Genomic DNA, 16,746 nt, shown 5'->3' with positions numbered 1-16,746 from the left:
CTACTCACAGTTTCCCCAAAAGCTCCGGCGTCGGCCAGCCGTCGACCGGCATGCCGAGCCGCATCTGTTCCTTGCGGATGGCTTCGCGGGTGTTGGTGCCCAGAATGCCGTCGACGGTGCCGACGTCATAGCCCCTGGCTTCGAGCTTGGTCTGCAATTCCTTCATCTGGTCGCCATTGAGCCCGGTTTCGGGATTGCGCGGGTCGAACTGCTTTGCCCCGGCCAGCCGGCTGGCGAAGTTGGCGGCGGTCAGCGCGTAGGTGAAGGACTGGTTCCATTCGAGATAGACGTCGAAATTGTCGTAGGCGAGGAAGGCCGGACCTTTGCGGCCCATCGGCAGCGCCAGGCCGGCCTTCAGGCCATTGTCGATCAGCGGCGTGCCATCGGGATTGGTGACGCCCCAGGCGGCCCATTGCGACAGCGGCAACTTGTTGGTGCGGCCGGTCTGCTCCCAGGGCATGTCCTCGGGCACGCGCACTTCCTCGATCCAGGGCTGGTCGCGTTTCCAGCCGCGCGACAGCACCTTGTTGGCCGTGGTCATGATCACGTCGGGTACGCTGCGCCTGAGGTCGACGATGCCGTCGCCGTCGCCGTCGACTCCGCGCGCGAGATAATCGGAAGGCAGGATCTGCGTCTGGCCGATCTCGCCGGCCCAGGCGCCGGTGACGTCGGCCGGAACGACGCCGCGATCGATCAGCGTCAACAGCGGCACCAGTTGCGGCCGAAACAGCTGCGGGCGGCGGCAGTCATGCGACAGCGTCACCAAGGCGCTCAGCGTGTGGAAATCGCCCTGTACGGCGCCGAAATCGGTCTCCAGCCCCCAGAAGGCGGTGATGATCGGCGCCTGGACACCGAACTGCTGGTCGGCGCGCGCAAAGATTTCGGCGTATTTCTTCAGATTGGCCGCGCCCTGCTTCAGCCGGTAGGCCGAGATCATGCGGTTGGAGAACTGAATGAAGGTCTGGGCGAAGACGCCCTGGGCGCGGTCACGCGCGAGCACCTTGTCGTCGATGGTGGCGGCTTCCAGCGCGTCAAGGCCGACAGCGCCGACACCGGCTGCCTTGGCTTCCGCCGCCACGCCTTGCTTCCAGGTTTCGAAGTCGCCGCCGCATTCCTGCGCCGCCGCCGGCATCGCCGCAGCGCCGAGCAGCAGGGCCGCGAGCAGCCCGGAGCGCAGTCGGCTCCTCGACTGTTTCCGGCGTGGATATCCCAGTGGTTGCAGGTAGGTGCGCATGGGACGTCGAAAAGCAGGCGGCAGAGCCGGTGTCAACGGGTGTTCTGCCGCAGCCACTTTTTCCAGGCTGCCTCAGTGCCGTTGAAGACGTTGATATCGGACTTGCCGTTCATGCCGGGCACGATACCGGTTCCGGTGTATTGCCAGAAGGTGAAAGGGTGGCTGCCGTACTTCTGGCGGGGGTGGCCGGCCACCGAGCGCAGCCAGTAGGGATAGCCGCGGAAGGTCGCAAGGTCGTTATCGTCGAAGAAGTCGACCGAGGTGTAGATGATCGGCTTCTTGCCATAGTGCCGCTCGATCATCTCGAGAAAGGTGGTCATTTCGGCCCGCACCGTCGCTGAATCCGGGCGCAGCCGGCAGGTCGGCGATTGCGGGTTCCACTCCATGTCGAGCACCGGCGGCATGGCCGAGCGGTCGACGGGCACGTTCTGGATGAACCAGCGCGCCTGGGTGGCGGCAGGCGTGCAGAAATAGAAGAAATGGTAGGCCGCGCGCGGAATGCCATTGGCCTTGGTGCGCGACCAATGCTCGTTGAAATACTCGTCGAAACGGTCGCCGCCCTCGGTCGCCTTGATGAAGGCGAAGGAGATGCCGCTGGCCTTGGCCGTCGGCCAGTCGACCGAGGTCTGGTATTTGGAGACGTCGGTTCCGTGAACGGCATAGTTCCAAGGCGCGCCGCTATCCCATTCATGCGGCTTGGAGTCTTCGAAACGCGGTGCGCGCACGGCAACCGTCGGGCTGCTGGATGGCGATATCGAGGGCACGAGATCGCCGGCGGTCGAGCAGGCGGCCAGCAGCGTCAACGTGATGAGGGCCGCGAAACGGCGCATCGCATTTCCCGAGCCGGAATCAGCCGGTCGCTGTTGGGTTGTCGTTGCAGGTGCCCCTCAGGCGATCGCCCCACAGCATCGCCTGATACGCTATTTTCGTGCATGTCGTCGTCCCAAAACCGCTGCGCACTTTTGGGCGACATGCATCAGTGATCGCCGATCATGGTTGTTAACAGGTTGACGGCGCTCGACAAGAACACCGATTTTGCGGAAGCAATGGCGGCAAATCGATGACATAAATCGGGCCGCAAGCCACGGGCAGCGGAAAAGCAGGGACGGAAAGATGCGGATCGCCGTGAAGATCATCAAATGGCTGCTCGGCCTGGTCGTGTTGGCCATAGCCGCCCTGTTTGCCTGGCTCTACGTCGCGCCGCCCGAACTGATCCGCGTCGGTTCCGGCTATTCCGCCAAGATTGTCTGCTCGAATGTTTTTATCGCCGGCCGTGATCCCAATGAGGTGCTTGCCATCGACGTGCAGGCGCCCGGCCATCCGCTTCTCAGGCTGATGAAGGTGTCGGTCGACAAGAACAGGGGGACCGTCTCGGCCGGGCTGCTTGGCTTCCTCGGCAAGAGCGTTGCCGTTGCGCGCGCCGGCCTGGGTTGCGCCTCGGTTCCCGATGGCGACGTCGGCGAGGCACGGCGCACGTCAATCCCTGCCGAGGCGTCGGCGGCCACCAAGGGCGATCTGTGGCCCAGGGGAGATCGAGTCGACGCCTCGCAAAATCCCGAAATCAACAAGATCCTCGACGGTGCGGCGATGACCGGCATCGGCATGCGCGCCGTGGTGGTGGTCAAAAATGGCCGCATTGTTGCCGAGCGTTATGGCGAGGGCTTTTCGGCGAAAACGCCGCTGCTCGGCTGGTCGATGACCAAGACGGTCAACGCCGCGCTCGTCGGCACGCTGGTCAAGGACGGCAAGATGGCGGTGACCAATCAGGGTCTGTTCGGCTCATGGAAGGCGGACGGCCGCGCCGCCATCAGCCTTGCCGACATGATGGCGATGTCGAGCGGGCTCGAGTTCAACGAGGATTATGGCGACGTCGCCGATGTGACGCGCATGCTCTACCTCGAACCGGATATGGCGGGCTTCGCCGAGGCCAAGCCGCTGACCGGCGACGTCGGCAAGGTCTTTTCCTATTCGAGCGGCACGGCGGTGATGCTGTCGCGGCTGTGGCAGGATGCTATCGGCGACAAGGACAAGGCGCTGATGTGGCCAAGGACAGCGCTGTTCGGGCCGCTCGGCATGCAAAGCGCGGTGCTCGAAACCGACGAGGAGGGTACCTTTGTCGGCTCATCCTACCTCTATGCCACGGGGCATGACTGGGCGCGGTTCGGCCAATTCCTGCTGCAGGGCGGCGTCTGGAACGGCAACCAGATCCTGCCGGCCGGTTTCGTCGACTGGATGCGCGAACCGGCACCGGCCTCGAAAGTCTACGGCAAGGGGCAACTTTGGATCGAAGCCCCGGGGGACGAAGGAAATCCCGGCGCCGGCGTCGCCGCCGGCCTGCCCAACGATACCTACTGGATGGAGGGCCATGACGGCCAGACGGTCGCCATCATCCCGTCGGAGCAACTGGTGGTGGTGCGGCTGGGGTTGACGCCGGCCAAGCTCGGCTACCGGCCGCAGGTGATGGTCGGCGCGCTGATGAAGGCACTGCGCTAGCTCCCTTTACCCTCCCCTTGATGGGGAGGGCGGGGGCGTAGCGCCGGGCGGGGTGCCTGGCACTTCACCCCTACCCGCGCCTTCAGCGCGACCTCCCCCATCGAGGGGGAGGTAAGAGTGCGCGATCTTGACGACCGCCAGCCAGGCATAGCCGCGATAAAGCGCGCGGAAACAGAAGCTTGCGCCGGTTCGCCGAGATTCCGATTCCAAGACTTCGCGCAATGATTCACGTGGGGTGACATGGAATTTCTTGAGCCAGCCGCGCAGCAATGTCCGGAACCAGTTGGGCAAGCCTTCCTGCTGGCCGAAATCGACGACATGCAGCGAGCCGCCGGGCGCGAGTGCCGCAAGGGCTGCCGAAACCGTCTTTTCCCAACCGGGGATCATCGACAGCGAATAGGACACGAAGATGCGGTCGAAGCGCTCGACGCCGAACAGCGTCTTGGCGTCGAAATCGGTGGCGTCGCCGCGCGCCAGCACGGCGCGGCCGGACAGGCCGTCGCGGCCGATCGCCTTGCTCGCCGTCTCCAGCATCTCGGCCGAGATGTCGAGGCCGTAGAGGCGGGCGTCGGGATAGCGGCGGGCGGCAAGCGCGATGTTGCGGCCGGTGCCGCAGCCAAGTTCGAGCACTCTGCCATTCGCCGGCACATCCAGCCCGGCTATCATCTGGTCGCGGCCAAGCAGATAGTATTTGCGGGTCAGGTCGTAGATATGGCGTTGCCAGCGATAGACGCCGTCCATCAGTTCGGCATGGTCGGCCGGCAGCTCGCTCGCGCTCATGCCGCGCGCTTCACATAGAGGTGGAAGCCGCCATAGATGGCCGAGCGGTCGCGGGCCGAACAGTCGCGCGAGGCCTCGTCCTCGTAGGTCCACTGGTCGAGCAGCGAGATCGAGACGCGGCCCGGCAGCAGGCTGGGCTCGGCGGCGGTACGGAAGATGACTCGGGCGCCGACCGAGGCGGTGCGGGTGATCTCCGACCAAAGGGCATTGAGCTGGTCGTTCGTCATCCAGTCCTGCGCGTCGAGCAGGACGAAACGATCGACGGTGCTTGCGTCCTTGCCGGCCAGAAATTCGATCAGATTGGCGTGGTGGATGCCGACGCGATCGACATTGTTGCGGATCGCCTTGTAGTTGGCCTCTTCTAGATAGGCGGGCAGGGCGGCCTCACCCGGATTGGGATAGCGACGGGCGAAGGCTTGCCAAGCGAAGTAGTTGTTCTTCAGTGGAAAATCGCAAGCGAGCTTTTCCAGCCGGGCCTTCAGCACGCTGGCCATCGAACCATCGCCCGAGGTGATCAGCGAATCGTACTGCGCCGGCGGAATGCCGAGGCCGAACAGCGAAGCCTTGCGCGAGGTAGCCCAGCGCAACAGCTTCTTGTCGAAGACCGGCGCCAGCTCTTCGTTGAAGAAGCGGCGCTGGTCGGCGAGGCTCTTCGACGCCATGATACCGGCGGGATCGACGCCGAAGAATTTGGCGATGCGGTGGCCCATGGCGATGAACAGGCCGAGCAGGCCGGTCTGGTAGAAATTGCGGTCGAAGACGGTGATGCGCCGGCGGCCGGGCCAGCTGCGACGCTCCCAATAGTGGCGGCTGACCGGGTCGAGATGCGGCGCGATGAAGCGGTCATAGGCTTGCGAATTGTGGCTGGTGCCGGCGGCGCCGAAGAAACGGAACAGATCGCCCTGCGAGGGCAGATGCCGCACCGCCTCCAGCTTCATCCGGTTCAAGGCGATGTGGGCGGCGTTGAGGTCGACCGCATCGACGCGTTCAGGCGAGCGGGTGAGGTAGGCGAGGATGTTGCAGCCGCCCGACGCTATGGTGACGACGCGGTGACCCTGGCCAAGCTGCATGGCCTCCATGTCGACTTCAGGGTCTTCCCAGATCTGCGGATAGACGAGACCGGAAAACAAGAGGGCGAACAGCCGCTCCGAGATGCCGGCCTTCGACAGCGGGCGGTTCTGGTAGACGGCTTTTCCAACTTCCTTGCCGCGGCGAAAAACGAGATCCGAGGAGACGTCCGTCATGGCAAAGTGATTCCCCATTTGCTTTGCCGCAAGCGGGTAACTCAGGGGCATGACAGGCGGGTGACAGCCTGTTGACGCGAGTTCAGGCCTTGCCAAATCCCCCGGGTGTCGGCGTCGTCAGGATGACGGCGTCGCCGGCGTCGAGCACGGTCTGGTCGCAGGCCTTCAGCGTCTCGACGCTGCCGTCCTGGCGGCGGACCTTGGTCGAGCCGACCTCGCCGTCACCGCCGCCGTCGAGGCCTTGCGGCGGGCGGTTGCGGTGCGAGGACAGGATGGCGCATTCCATCTTTTCGAGGAAACGGATGGTGCGCCTGGTGCCGTCACCGGCATCCCATTTGCCTTTGCCGCCGGAGCCTTCGCGAATGTGAAAATCCTCGAGCAGCACGGGAAAGCGCAATTCCAGCACCTCCGGGTCGGTCAGGCGCGAATTGGTCATGTGGGTGTGGACGCCGGATGTGCCGGCAAAGCCGCGGCCGGAGTTCATCTGTCCGGCCGGCGAACCGGAGCAGATCGTCTCGTAATACTGGTACTGCTTGTTGCCGAAGGTCAGGTTGTTCATCGTGCCTTGCGCATTGGCCATGGCGCCCATGGCTCCGAACAGCGCGTTGGTGACATGCTGCGAGGTCTCGACATTGCCGGCGACGACTGCTGCGGGGTAGGCCGGCTTCAGCATCGAGCCGTCGGGGATGATGATGTTGATGGGCCTGAGGCACCCGGCATTCATCGGGATCATGTCCTCGACCATGACGCGGAAGGCATAGAGCACGGCGGCGCGGGCGACGGGCTCGGGCGCGTTGAAATTGTTCTTCATGACAGGCGAGGTGCCGGTGAAGTCGACGGTCGCTTCGCTCTTTTGCCGGTCGACCGTGATCTTCACCTTGATCACCTGGCCGGTGTCGGTCGGGTATTCATACTGCGAGCTGTTAGGCAGCCTTTCCAGCACGCGGCGCACGCTTCCGGCGGCATTGTCCTGGACATGGCCCATATAGGCCTCGACGACATCGAGGCCGAAATGGGAGACCATTTTGCGCAGTTCCGCCACGCCCTTTTCATTGGCGGCGATCTGCGCCTTTAGGTCGGCGATGTTCTGGTGCGGGTTGCGGGCGGGGTAGGGGTGGTCGGTGAGCAGCGTTTGCAGCTCCGCCTCGCGGAATTTTCCGCGATCGACGACGCGGAAATTGTCGAACAGCACGCCTTCCTCGTCGACCGTGGTGGCAAGCGGCGTCATCGAGCCGGGGGCAGTGCCGCCGATATCGGCATGATGGCCGCGTGAGGCTACGTAGAAGATTACTTCCTCCCCCCTTGAGGGGGAGGTGGCGGCGGAGCCGCCGGAGGGGGTCGTTGCGGCAGTGCTCGACGCTCTTGTGGTGCCTTCTGAGAGGACCCCACCCGGCCGCTGCGCGGCCACCCTCCCCTCAAGGGGGAGGGAAAACACCGGCGTCACCACGGTGATGTCGGGCAGATGCGTGCCGCCATTGTAAGGTGCGTTCAGCGCAAAGACGTCGCCGGGGTGGATGTCGCCGGAGTTCAGCCGGATGATGGTTTCGACCGAGCGATCCATTGAGCCGAGATGCACCGGCATGTGCGGCGCGTTGGCGACCAGCGCGCCGTGGCGGTCGAAGACGGCGCAGGAGAAATCCAGCCTTTCCTTGATGTTGACGGAATAGGCGGTGTTCTGCAGCGTAACGCCCATCTGTTCGGCGATCGACATGAAGAGGTTGTTGAAGACCTCCAGCATCACCGGATCGGCTTCGGTACCGAGGGCAGCCGTGCGAACTTTCCGTTCGGTGCGGCGGATGACGACGTGATTGAGGTTGGTGATTTCGGCCCGCCAGCCCGGCTCGACGACGATGGTCTGGTTCGGCTCGATGATCAAAGCGGGGCCTGCGATCAGGTTGGATGGGCGCAGATTTTCGCGACGATGGATGCCGGCCTCATGCCAGCGGCCCTCGGTGTAGATGCGCCGCGTTCCGGACGCACCCGCTTCAACCCTTGCCGGTCCGGCGGGCGCAACGGCTTCGGCCGTGGTCTCGACGATCTCGGCGCCTTCCACGCCAACGGTCTCGACGATCATCGGCTTGTCATCATAGACGAACCCGAACTGCGCCTTGTGGGCGATTTCGAAATCGCGCCTGGCCTGGAAGATCGAGTCGCCTTCGAAATTCACCGGCAGCGTGGTGTCGGTGCCGTCATAGCGGATGTGCAGCACCGGCTTTGCCGCAATCTTGTCCTCGGCGATGCCTTGCGCTACCAATTCGGCGATGACGGCTTTTTTCAACGTGCCGATGAGGCTGCCCATCTGGGTCCTGGATTCTTCGGCAAGCGGCTTCAGGAGCGCCTGCTGGCGCGACGCGAAAACCGACGACAGGCCGATACCATAGGCTGAGAGCAGACCGGAGAAGGGGTGGATCAGTACCGCCTCCATGCCGAGCGCGTCGGCAACCAGGCAGGCATGCTGGCCGCCGGCGCCGCCAAAACAGTTCAAGAGATATTCAGTGACGTCATAGCCGCGCTGCACGGAGATCTTCTTGATGGCATTGGCCATGTTTTCCACCGCGATGGTGACGAAGCCTTCGGCGACGGCTTCCGGCGTGCGGCCATCGCCGATTTCGACGGCCAGCGCAGCGAATTTTTTGCGCACGGCGGCCACATCGAGCGGCTGGTCCTGGCCTGGGCCGAAAATTGCCGGGAAGAAATCGGGCTGCAGCTTGCCCAGCATGACATTGGCGTCGGTGACGGCCAGCGGGCCGCCGCGCCGGTAGGCGGCGGGGCCAGGATTGGCGCCGGCGGAATCCGGGCCGGCGCGGAAACGGCCGGCTTCGTAGTGCAGGATCGAGCCGCCGCCGGCAGCGACGGTATGGATGCGCATCATCGGCGCACGGATGCGCACGCCGGCGACCTCGGTGTCGAAGGCGCGCTCATACTCGCCGTCATAATGGGCGACGTCGGTCGAGGTACCGCCCATGTCGAAACCGATGACTTTCTCGAATCCGGCGAGTTTCGCCGTCTCGACCATGCCGACGACACCGCCGGCCGGGCCGGACAGCAGCGCGTCCTTGCCCTGAAACATGTCGGCGGCGGTAAGCCCGCCCGACGACATCATGAACATCAGGCGAGGGTTCTCCCTCCCCCTCGAGGGGAGGGTGGCGGCGAAGCCGCCGGGTGGGGTCGCCGCGGCAGTGCTCGACGCTTTGGTGGTGCCTCCTGAGAGAACCCCCTCTGTCGGCTTTGCCGACTGCCCTTCGCTATGGCTCCGGGCGTTCGTCGCTGAAAAAGCCAAATCGTTGGCTTTTTCTCGGCCTTTGGCCGACCGCTCCTCACCCCCCACAAGTGGGGAGATTGGCGTCGCGCCCAGTTCTCCCGCCACCCTTTGCACATAGCGCGACAGGATCGGCGACAGATAGGCATCGACCACGGTGGTGTCGCCGCGGCCGACCAGTTTGATCAGCGGCGAGACTTCATGGCTGACCGAGACTTGGCTGAACCCGATCTTGCGGCAGACTTTCGCCACCGCCTTCTCGTGGTCGGGATATTTCCAGGCATGCATGAAGACGATGGCCACCGCATCGATGCCGTCGGCCTTCGCCTGTTCGATGGCGGGCCGGCAGGCGGCGATGTCGAGCAAGCGCTCGACCTCGCCATTGGCGCGCACACGCTCGTCGATCTCGATGACTCGCTCGTAGAGCTGTTCGGGAAGGATGATCTCCTTGGCGAAGATGTCCGGCCGCGCCTGATAGGCGATCTTCAGCGCGTCGCGAAAGCCCTTGGTGATGAGCAAAAGCACACGGTCGCCCTTGCGCTCCAGCAGCGCATTCGTGGCAACGGTGGTACCCATCTTGACGTCACCGACCAGGCCCGGAGGAATAGCGGTGCCGGATTTCAGCCCCAGAAGCTCGCGGATGCCGGCTATGGCCGCGTCGGGATAGGCTTCGGGATTTTCCGACAGGAATTTCCTGGGATGCAAACCGCCTTGCGGATCACGTCCGATCACGTCGGTAAAGGTGCCGCCGCGGTCGATCCAAAAATCCCATTTCTTGTCCACGCAGAACTCCGGCATTGCATTTGGGTCCAGACTGTTAGTTCGGCATCGCCCGGCCCGCAATCGGTAGTGCGCGGATGTTACATCAGGAAACGCAACGTTACGAAACTCATGGCCGTTTGATGCATTTTGCCTTCGACCGTTCACCGCAACGTGAGCGTGTGTTGAAGGAGAGATGTCATGAAAAAGCTCATTCTTGCTTCCGTTTCCGCCCTGGCCCTGTTCGGCGTTGCCGCCTGCAGCGACAGCGGTACGGATAACACCACCACCCAGAGCACCAATCCGCCAGCCGCCGAGCCCATGAAGCCGGCGACGCCGGATGCACCGAAGCCTGCAGAACCGGCTCCGGCAACACCTGCTCCTGCCCCCGCGCAGTAGCAGCAGTCCCGGTCACTTTGACGTGACGAGAGAGGAGGCCGGCTTCGCGCCGGCCTTCCTGCGTTTAGGTCGATTCGGGGCTCAAGGGCCTTGAACCGGCTCTTTCCTACGGTTTGGGATCTGGCGCGTCGGTTGCTTGCGTAAATTCGGTCCACTCTGCGGCGCTGTCTTGGCTTGATAGCAATGGCCGGCGGCCCTAATAAGCGCTCATGTCGATTTGGGATCGCCTCGGCGACTTCATCACCCGCGTTTCATCTTCAGCCACGTCCGGCGTAGCCGATGTGGTTGAGGCCGTGCGCACGGTTTTCTCCGGTGACGCTGATCTGCGCCGGCGTGTTGCCTTCTCTGTGGCGATGATTGCGCTGTCAGCCAAGATGGCCAAGGCCGATGGCATCGTCACCCAGGACGAGGTTCGCGCGTTCCAGGAAATATTCGAGGTGCCGCGAGAACAGACCCGCAATGTGGCGCGGCTTTACGATCTGGCCAAGCGCGACGTCGCCGGGTTCGAGACCTATGCCGAGAGTATGGCGCAGATGTGCGGCTCGGGCCATTCGAACTGCGTCATGCTGGAAGACATACTCGACGGTCTGTTCCATATCGCCAAGGCGGATGGGCTGGTGCATGAGCGCGAAGGGATTTTCCTGCACCGTATTGCCGAGATTTTCCGCATCGACGAGGTGCACTACGAGGCCATCATGGCCAGGCACGTCAATCTCGGCGCCGGCGATCCCTATATCGTGCTCGGCATTGAGCGCGGCAAGCCGTTCGAGGAGGTCAGGAAGCGATACCGCAAGCTGGTCTCCGACAATCATCCGGACCGGCTGATCGCGCGCGGCCTGCCGCAGGAATTCATCAAGATTGCAACGACCAGGGTCGCGGCGATCAACGCGGCCTATGAAATGATCGAGCGGGGCCTCAGGCACGCATGACCGGCTTCTCGCCCGACGAGCCAAGCGCGGAGGTCAGGGTATCGCCGAATTTCGGCCCGCGGCGCGAAACGCTCAGGCCCGACATGATCGTGCTGCACTATACCGGCATGGCGACTGGTGCTGCCGCGGAAGCCTGGTTGTGCAACCCCGCAAGCGAAGTCTCGTCGCACTACCTCGTCCATGAGGATGGCCGCATCATCCAGATGGTGCGCGAAAGCGACCGCGCCTGGCATGCCGGTGCAAGTTCCTGGTTCGGTCGTCGCGACATCAACTCCTGTTCGGTCGGCATCGAAATCGTCAATCCCGGCCATTCGCTCGGCTATTCGGCCTTTCCCAAGCGGCAGGTGGAAGCGGTGATCGGGCTTTGCCTTGGTATCATCGAACGCCATTCCATTACGGCGCAAAGGGTGCTTGCCCATTCCGACATCGCGCCGGGGCGCAAGATCGACCCGGGCGAGAAATTCCCCTGGAATGCGCTGTTTGCGGCCGGGGTCGGCCATCTCGTGCCTGCGGCGCCGGTCCGGCGCGGCGCGGTGCTGAAAGCCGGCGATACCGGCGCCCAGATCGAGGCACTGCAGTCTATGCTGGCGCTCTATGGCTATGGCGTCGAGATATCAGGTGTCTTCGACCGCCAGACCGAAATCGTCGTCGAAGCTTTTCAGCGGCATTTCCGACCACGCCTGGTGGATGGCGTCGCCGACGGCTCTACGTCTAGCACGCTGCAAAGCCTGCTGACTTCCCTTAGGTCAGTTGCGTCTAAATAATCTTTTCCTGATATTCAAGTTACAGCCTGTCACTGAAAGTGAATTGCCTCGCCTTGTTCGACACAAATTCCGCCCTCAAAGGCAGTTCGTGCAAGTTATCGGACCTCCAGCCCCCCGGATGCTCCGATATTGATTAGGCGTTGCTGCGTGAAGATCTTCGCGCGGCCAAACAGAACAGGACCACATGCAGAAATTGACCGTTGTAACGGCAGCTATTGCTGCCGGAGTAATGACTTTTGCCTTCAGCACGGCCGATGCCGCACCACTGAGCCAGAGGGCAGACCAGGGCTTCATCGCCGCACCCGCCAAGGCCACCATGACGAAGGCAAACCCGAAAGCAAAAAGGGCAACCACCGCGAAAGTGCGCAAAGCAGCCGTGGTGAAGGCCAGAAAAGCCACGGCCAAGAGGCATTTTAAGCGCAACAGGAAGAGCGTCGACCTGACGACGACCGCATCGATCCGCCCAAGCACCGCTGCGGAGTCGACTGCGGCAGCCGCGCTTGGCGGCCAGTATTCGGCAATCATTGCCCGCTATGCCGCGGCCGAAGGCGTGCCGGTGTCGCTAGCCCAGGCGGTCATCAAGATCGAGAGCAACTACCGGCCGAACATCGTCGGCGGCGCGGGTGAAATCGGCCTGATGCAGATCAAGCCGGCAACGGCGCGGATGATGGGTTATAGCGGCTCCGCCAAGGGTCTGTTCGATCCCGACACCAACATCAAATACGGCATGAAGTACCTTGCCATGGCGCGCAATCTCGGCGGCGGCACCACCTGCGGCACGATCCTGAAATACAATGCCGGCCATGCCGCGACGAGGATGAACCCGGTGTCGGCGGCCTATTGTGGCAAGGTCAAGGTGCAGTTGGCGGCATTGGGATCGCCGGCATAAGTCTGCTTTTTCATTTGCGTTTTGGAACGTGAACCCCTTTATACGCTCTGCCAGCTGGCCGGGCGGCCGCACCCGCAAAGCCGAAAGGCTGCGGGTGAGGAAAGTCCGGGCTCCATGGAAACACGGTGCCGGTTAATGGCCGGCGGGGGCGACCCCAGGGAAAGTGCCACAGAAAGCAAACCGCCACGATTTATCGGGGCAAGGGTGAAAGGGTGGGGTAAGAGCCCACCGCGCGACTGGCAACAGGAGCGGCACGGTAAACCCCACCGGGAGCAAAACCGAATAGGGACGGTGCGAGGGGAAACCTTCGAGGGCTGTTTCCGGCTCACCGTCCGGGTAGGTTGCGTGAGGCGCATGGCAACATGCGCCCAAGATGAATGGCCGCCACGTTCTCGCCCCGAAAGGGGCGAGGGCCATACAAAACCCGGCTTACAGGCCAGCTGGCAATTTCTCCCCCATATCGCGATTAATCCTTTGGATCAGCAGTCTGCGCCTTCGGGCGCAGCTGGCGATTCAGGTGCTTGAGCGATTGAATCAACTGCACCGGGCGGGTCGAGACAAACGCAGCATCACGCTTTCGCCGGAACTGGCGGCGGCGGTCGACGATGTCGTGGCCGCCGGCGAATACGCCTCGGCCAGCAAGTCATCCGTGATGCGCTGCGGCAATGGAAAGACCGCCGCGACCTGCTCGGCTACACGGTCGAGGAACTGCGCAGGCTGGTTCAGGAGGGGATTTACAGCGGAACGGGACGATTTGCGTCGATGGACGAGATCAAAGCCGAAGCACGTAAGGACAGGTTGTCTGACGACCTTGAGAGCGGGAGGATAGACGGACCTCTGTTCATGAAGCGCTTGCGAGCCAAATATGCCGCAGTGACTGAGGCAAGGGACTCGAAGAAGTGAGATCGCTTCAGAGGTTGACGCTGCCCCTCATCCCCCTGCCGGGACCTTCTCCCCGTACAGTGACGGGGAGAAGGGGCAAGCCGCCTCAGACGCCGATCTTGTCCAGCGATGCCTCGATCGCCTGCCAGAGTTCTTCCACCGGCTCGCAGCCCACCGACAGGCGCACGAAGCCGGGCGGAACCGAATCTCCTCGCTTGGCCCGCCGCTCGGCGGAGGTGTGGACACCCCCGAACGACGTTGCCGCCTGCATCAGCGTGCAGTTGTTGATGAAATCCTCGGCCTTCTCCTGGGAAGCGAGTTCGAAGGACACGAGGAAGCCGAAGCGCTCCATCTGCGCCCGGGCGAGGTTGTGCGACGGGTCGCCCTCCAGCCCGGGGTAGCGCAAGCCGCTAACGGCGCGATGGTTTTTCAGGCGCTTCGCGATCACCTCGGCAGAAGAACACATGCGGTCGAAGCGTACCTCCAGCGTCTCCAGGCCGCGATGCACCAGCCAAGCCTCGAACGGGCCGGGAATGCCGCCCGCGGTCTCGCGCCAGCCGGTGACGTCCGCGATGATGTCTGGATTGCGGCTGGCGACATGGCCGAACAGCACGTCGGAATGCCCATTGGCCGCCTTGGTGTCGGCAGCAACGACAATGTCGGCGCCGAGATCGAGCGGGCGCTGGCCGAACGGCGTCATCGTGGTGTTGTCGACGACGACGATCGCGCCCGCTTGGTGCGCGGCCTCGGTGACGGCTGTGATGTCGCAAATGTCCAATCGCGGATTTGACGGGGTTTCAACGTAGACAAGGCGGTAGCCGCCGAAGCCGCCATCGAGGAATGTAGCTGTCGGCCGCAGATCATAGGCGACGCCGAAGGGCTTGAGGAAGCGTTCGGCCAGCGCGCGTGTGGCATGGTAGCCGTCCGAAGGCAAAAGCACGCGGTCGCCGGATTTCAACAGGCCGAAAAACACCGCCGAGATTGCCGCCATTCCGGATGGGAAGCCGACGCATGGCGCGTCTTCGAGATGCGCCAGCATGTGCTCGACTGCATCCCAGGTGGCGTTGCTGTAGCGGCCGTACTGGCTGTAGCCGGCGCCGTCGCCCGGGTTGTGGAAAATAGCGGCCATGGTCAGCGGCAATGGGATGGGGTCGCCTTTGGCAAGTCCGTCGCGCCGCAGATGGGCAAGGGAGGCCGCGCGGGACCTTGCTGTTTCGGACATGGATTTCTGACCTTGTTGCTCAGCGAAAAGACTGACGACGCTATTCGCGGCAGTGATGCGCGGCAAGCCGCTTCCGCTTGGGCCAGCCCGCTCTAAACGGTTCGTTAGGCTTAATGGGAGATAAAGACGGGAGTGTTGTCAGAGCTGCTCTCACCGGTTGTGGCGCGCGCGTTTGTGAAGCCTGTTCCCGTTGACGCCCATAGTGCCCCATGATATCCCATTTCGATACCAAAGCCTTCGTTCCGCGTCAGGGTAAAGCGTACGCCAATCGGGCAGCCGCGGCGGCTGTGCGTTTGCGGGGTTTTGCCGCTGGGATCGAAGCGGATTTTCGGCAGGGGACGCGCTTCGGCGCGGACGAAAACATGGAGAGGGGTGCGGCGGCGGAAGCGGCTGCAGCGTGTCATGGACCGGTTTCTGTCAAGCGCGGTGAACAGGATCGATGCGAAGGGGCGGGTCTCCGTTCCGGCGCATTTCCGCGCGGTCGTGCAGAAGCGCGGCTATTCGGAACTCTATGCGCTGCGCGGCCTGGACGTGCCTGCGATGGATGTCGGCGGGCTCGATCTGCTCGACCGCTACGAGCAGCGCATCGCGGTGGAAGACCCTTTTTTGCAGACGGCGGACGATATGTCGTTCTTCTGCCATGGCGACGGGACGTTCCTGAAGCTCGATCAGGATGGCCGCATCACGATGAGCGATTTCATCCGCGAGCATACGGGCATCACGAGCGAAGTGGCCTTTGTCGGCCGTGGCAATTTCTTTCAAGTTTGGGAGCCTGGACGGCTGGCCGCCTATGGGGCGCAGGCGCGCGCTCGGCTTTTGCAGCTTCGGCAGGGGACGAAGGCTCACGAGGCCAAGGCTGGGGAACGGCCGGAATGATGGCGGATCACGGCGATGATCTCAGCGCCGTTGGCGGACCGGTCCGCCACATTCCGGTCCTCCTCGCCGAAGTGCTGGAGGCGCTCTCACCCAAAGCCGGCGATGTGATCGTCGACGGCACGTTTGGCGCCGGCGGCTACACCAAGGCGATCTTGGCGAGCGGCGCCTCGGTGGTGGCGATCGATCGCGATCCCGATGCGATTGCCGCCGGGCGCGGCCTGGAACAGCAATCCGGCGGCAGGCTAAGGCTGGTGCAGGCGCCATTTTCGACGCTGGACGAGCAGGTCGAAAGCGCCGACGGCGTTGTCCTCGACATCGGCATTTCCTCCATGCAGGTCGACCAGCCCGAGCGCGGCTTTTCGTTCCGCACCGACGGGCCGCTCGACATGCGCATGGCGCAGGCGGGCTTGAGTGCTGCCGACGTCGTCAATTCGTTCAAGATAGGCGACCTTGCCCGCATCTTCGGCTTCCTCGGCGAAGAGCGGAATGCCGGCCGCATTGCCCGCATGATCGAGTCACGCCGCGAAAAACGTCCGTTCGAGCGCACGCTCGATCTCGCCGACGCCATCGAGACGCATATCGGCCGCGCGCCGAAGGACAAGATTCATCCGGCCACCCGCGTCTTCCAGGCGCTGCGCATTTTCGTCAATGACGAGCTGGGCGAATTGGCCAAAGCCCTAATGGCATCCGAGCGGGTATTGAAGCCCGGCGGGCGGCTTGCCGTGGTGACGTTCCATTCGCTGGAAGACCGCATCGTCAAGCGGTTCATCGCCGACCGCGCCGACGTCGCCACCGGCTCACGTCATTTGCCCGAGGCGCACGCGCGCACTGCGACCTTCCGCAAGGCTGGTGGCGGCGTGACGGCAGGCGATGCCGAGGTCGCTGCCAATCCGCGGGCGCGCTCGGCCAGGCTGCGTACCGCCATCCGCACCGAGGCGCCGGCGCGCGCCGGTGATCTCACCATTTTCGGCCTTCCAAAGCTTCCCGGCATCCAGGCGCCGCGAGAGAGGTGAATA

The 16,746-nt window shown here is 63.5% G+C and carries 12 protein-coding genes, 1 other RNA gene and 2 pseudogenes; 9 read left to right on the top strand and 6 right to left on the bottom strand.

Going from position 1 to position 16,746, the window contains the following annotated elements; all coding sequences use genetic code 11:
• Window positions 1-4: 4 nt before the first annotated feature.
• Window positions 5-1,234 carry a lytic murein transglycosylase gene (locus tag NKI05_RS19035; RefSeq protein ID WP_023668253.1) on the bottom strand — a complete coding sequence of 410 codons (1,230 nt, stop codon included), beginning with the start codon at window positions 1,232-1,234 and terminating at the stop codon, window positions 5-7.
• Between the two features lie 32 nt (window positions 1,235-1,266).
• Window positions 1,267-2,064, bottom strand: coding sequence for a glycoside hydrolase family 25 protein (locus tag NKI05_RS19030; RefSeq protein WP_023815578.1), 798 nt, complete (start codon window positions 2,062-2,064; stop codon window positions 1,267-1,269).
• Between the two features lie 283 nt (window positions 2,065-2,347).
• Here NKI05_RS19030 and NKI05_RS19025 point away from each other — a divergent pair, with 283 nt between their 5' ends.
• Window positions 2,348-3,727 carry a serine hydrolase domain-containing protein gene (locus NKI05_RS19025; RefSeq protein WP_023804320.1) on the top strand — a complete coding sequence of 460 codons (1,380 nt, stop codon included), beginning with the start codon at window positions 2,348-2,350 and terminating at the stop codon, window positions 3,725-3,727.
• A 123-nt stretch (window positions 3,728-3,850) separates the two neighbouring features.
• On the opposite strand, the pseudogene NKI05_RS19020 reads toward NKI05_RS19025, so the two are convergent.
• The 3 genes and pseudogenes from NKI05_RS19020 to NKI05_RS19010 form a co-directional block, all read right to left on the bottom strand.
• Window positions 3,851-4,507, bottom strand: a pseudogene (locus tag NKI05_RS19020) (class I SAM-dependent methyltransferase); the annotation flags it as partial.
• A complete protein-coding gene (locus tag NKI05_RS19015) occupies window positions 4,504-5,802 on the bottom strand; it encodes a BtaA family protein (RefSeq protein ID WP_031201832.1) in 1,299 nt (432 codons plus the stop codon). The gene NKI05_RS19015 and the pseudogene NKI05_RS19020, both read right to left, overlap by 4 nt.
• A gap of 31 nt (window positions 5,803-5,833) precedes the next feature.
• The gene (locus tag NKI05_RS19010; protein ID WP_023815577.1) at window positions 5,834-9,793 is read right to left on the bottom strand and encodes a hydantoinase B/oxoprolinase family protein; all 3,960 of its coding nucleotides are present in this window, start codon (window positions 9,791-9,793) and stop codon (window positions 5,834-5,836) included.
• Window positions 9,794-9,970: 177 nt separating this feature from the next.
• On the opposite strand from NKI05_RS19010, the gene NKI05_RS19005 reads away from it, so the two are divergent.
• The 6 genes and pseudogenes from NKI05_RS19005 to NKI05_RS18980 all read left to right on the top strand — a co-directional run bounded on the left by NKI05_RS19005 (window position 9,971) and on the right by NKI05_RS18980 (window position 13,653).
• Window positions 9,971-10,168, top strand: coding sequence for a hypothetical protein (locus tag NKI05_RS19005; RefSeq protein ID WP_023668260.1), 198 nt, complete (start codon window positions 9,971-9,973; stop codon window positions 10,166-10,168).
• 209 nt (window positions 10,169-10,377) lie between these two features.
• Window positions 10,378-11,097, top strand: coding sequence for a J domain-containing protein (locus NKI05_RS19000; protein ID WP_023668261.1), 720 nt, complete (start codon window positions 10,378-10,380; stop codon window positions 11,095-11,097).
• Entirely contained in the window at window positions 11,094-11,861 is a 768-nt protein-coding gene (locus NKI05_RS18995; RefSeq protein ID WP_023682147.1) for an N-acetylmuramoyl-L-alanine amidase, read from the top strand. Before NKI05_RS19000 ends, NKI05_RS18995 begins: the two co-directional genes overlap by 4 nt.
• 184 nt (window positions 11,862-12,045) lie before the next feature.
• Window positions 12,046-12,750 (top strand): lytic transglycosylase domain-containing protein, encoded by a 705-nt coding sequence (locus tag NKI05_RS18990; RefSeq protein WP_023682146.1) that lies wholly within the window; start codon window positions 12,046-12,048, stop codon window positions 12,748-12,750.
• A 50-nt stretch (window positions 12,751-12,800) separates the two neighbouring features.
• An RNA gene (gene rnpB / locus NKI05_RS18985) (RNase P RNA component class A) lies at window positions 12,801-13,198 on the top strand.
• Between the two features lie 90 nt (window positions 13,199-13,288).
• Window positions 13,289-13,653, top strand: a pseudogene (locus NKI05_RS18980) (type II toxin-antitoxin system ParD family antitoxin).
• Window positions 13,654-13,738: 85 nt separating this feature from the next.
• On the opposite strand, the gene NKI05_RS18975 reads toward NKI05_RS18980, so the two are convergent.
• Window positions 13,739-14,854 carry a cystathionine gamma-lyase gene (locus NKI05_RS18975; RefSeq protein WP_023815576.1) on the bottom strand — a complete coding sequence of 372 codons (1,116 nt, stop codon included), beginning with the start codon at window positions 14,852-14,854 and terminating at the stop codon, window positions 13,739-13,741.
• Window positions 14,855-15,256: 402 nt separating this feature from the next.
• Between NKI05_RS18975 and mraZ the strand changes: the two genes are divergently transcribed.
• Both mraZ and rsmH read left to right on the top strand, forming a co-directional pair.
• Entirely contained in the window at window positions 15,257-15,730 is a 474-nt protein-coding gene (gene mraZ / locus NKI05_RS18970; RefSeq protein WP_023815575.1) for a division/cell wall cluster transcriptional repressor MraZ, read from the top strand.
• Window positions 15,727-16,743, top strand: a complete 1,017-nt coding sequence (gene rsmH, locus NKI05_RS18965; protein WP_023714771.1) for a 16S rRNA (cytosine(1402)-N(4))-methyltransferase RsmH — start codon at window positions 15,727-15,729, stop codon at window positions 16,741-16,743. Before mraZ ends, rsmH begins: the two co-directional genes overlap by 4 nt.
• The last annotated feature ends 3 nt before the right edge of the window (window positions 16,744-16,746 follow it).

The organism is Mesorhizobium sp. M0771, from assembly GCF_040320155.1.
Taxonomy (GTDB): Bacteria; Pseudomonadota; Alphaproteobacteria; order Rhizobiales; family Rhizobiaceae; genus Mesorhizobium.
This window is presented reverse-complemented; position numbering and strand designations above follow the sequence as displayed.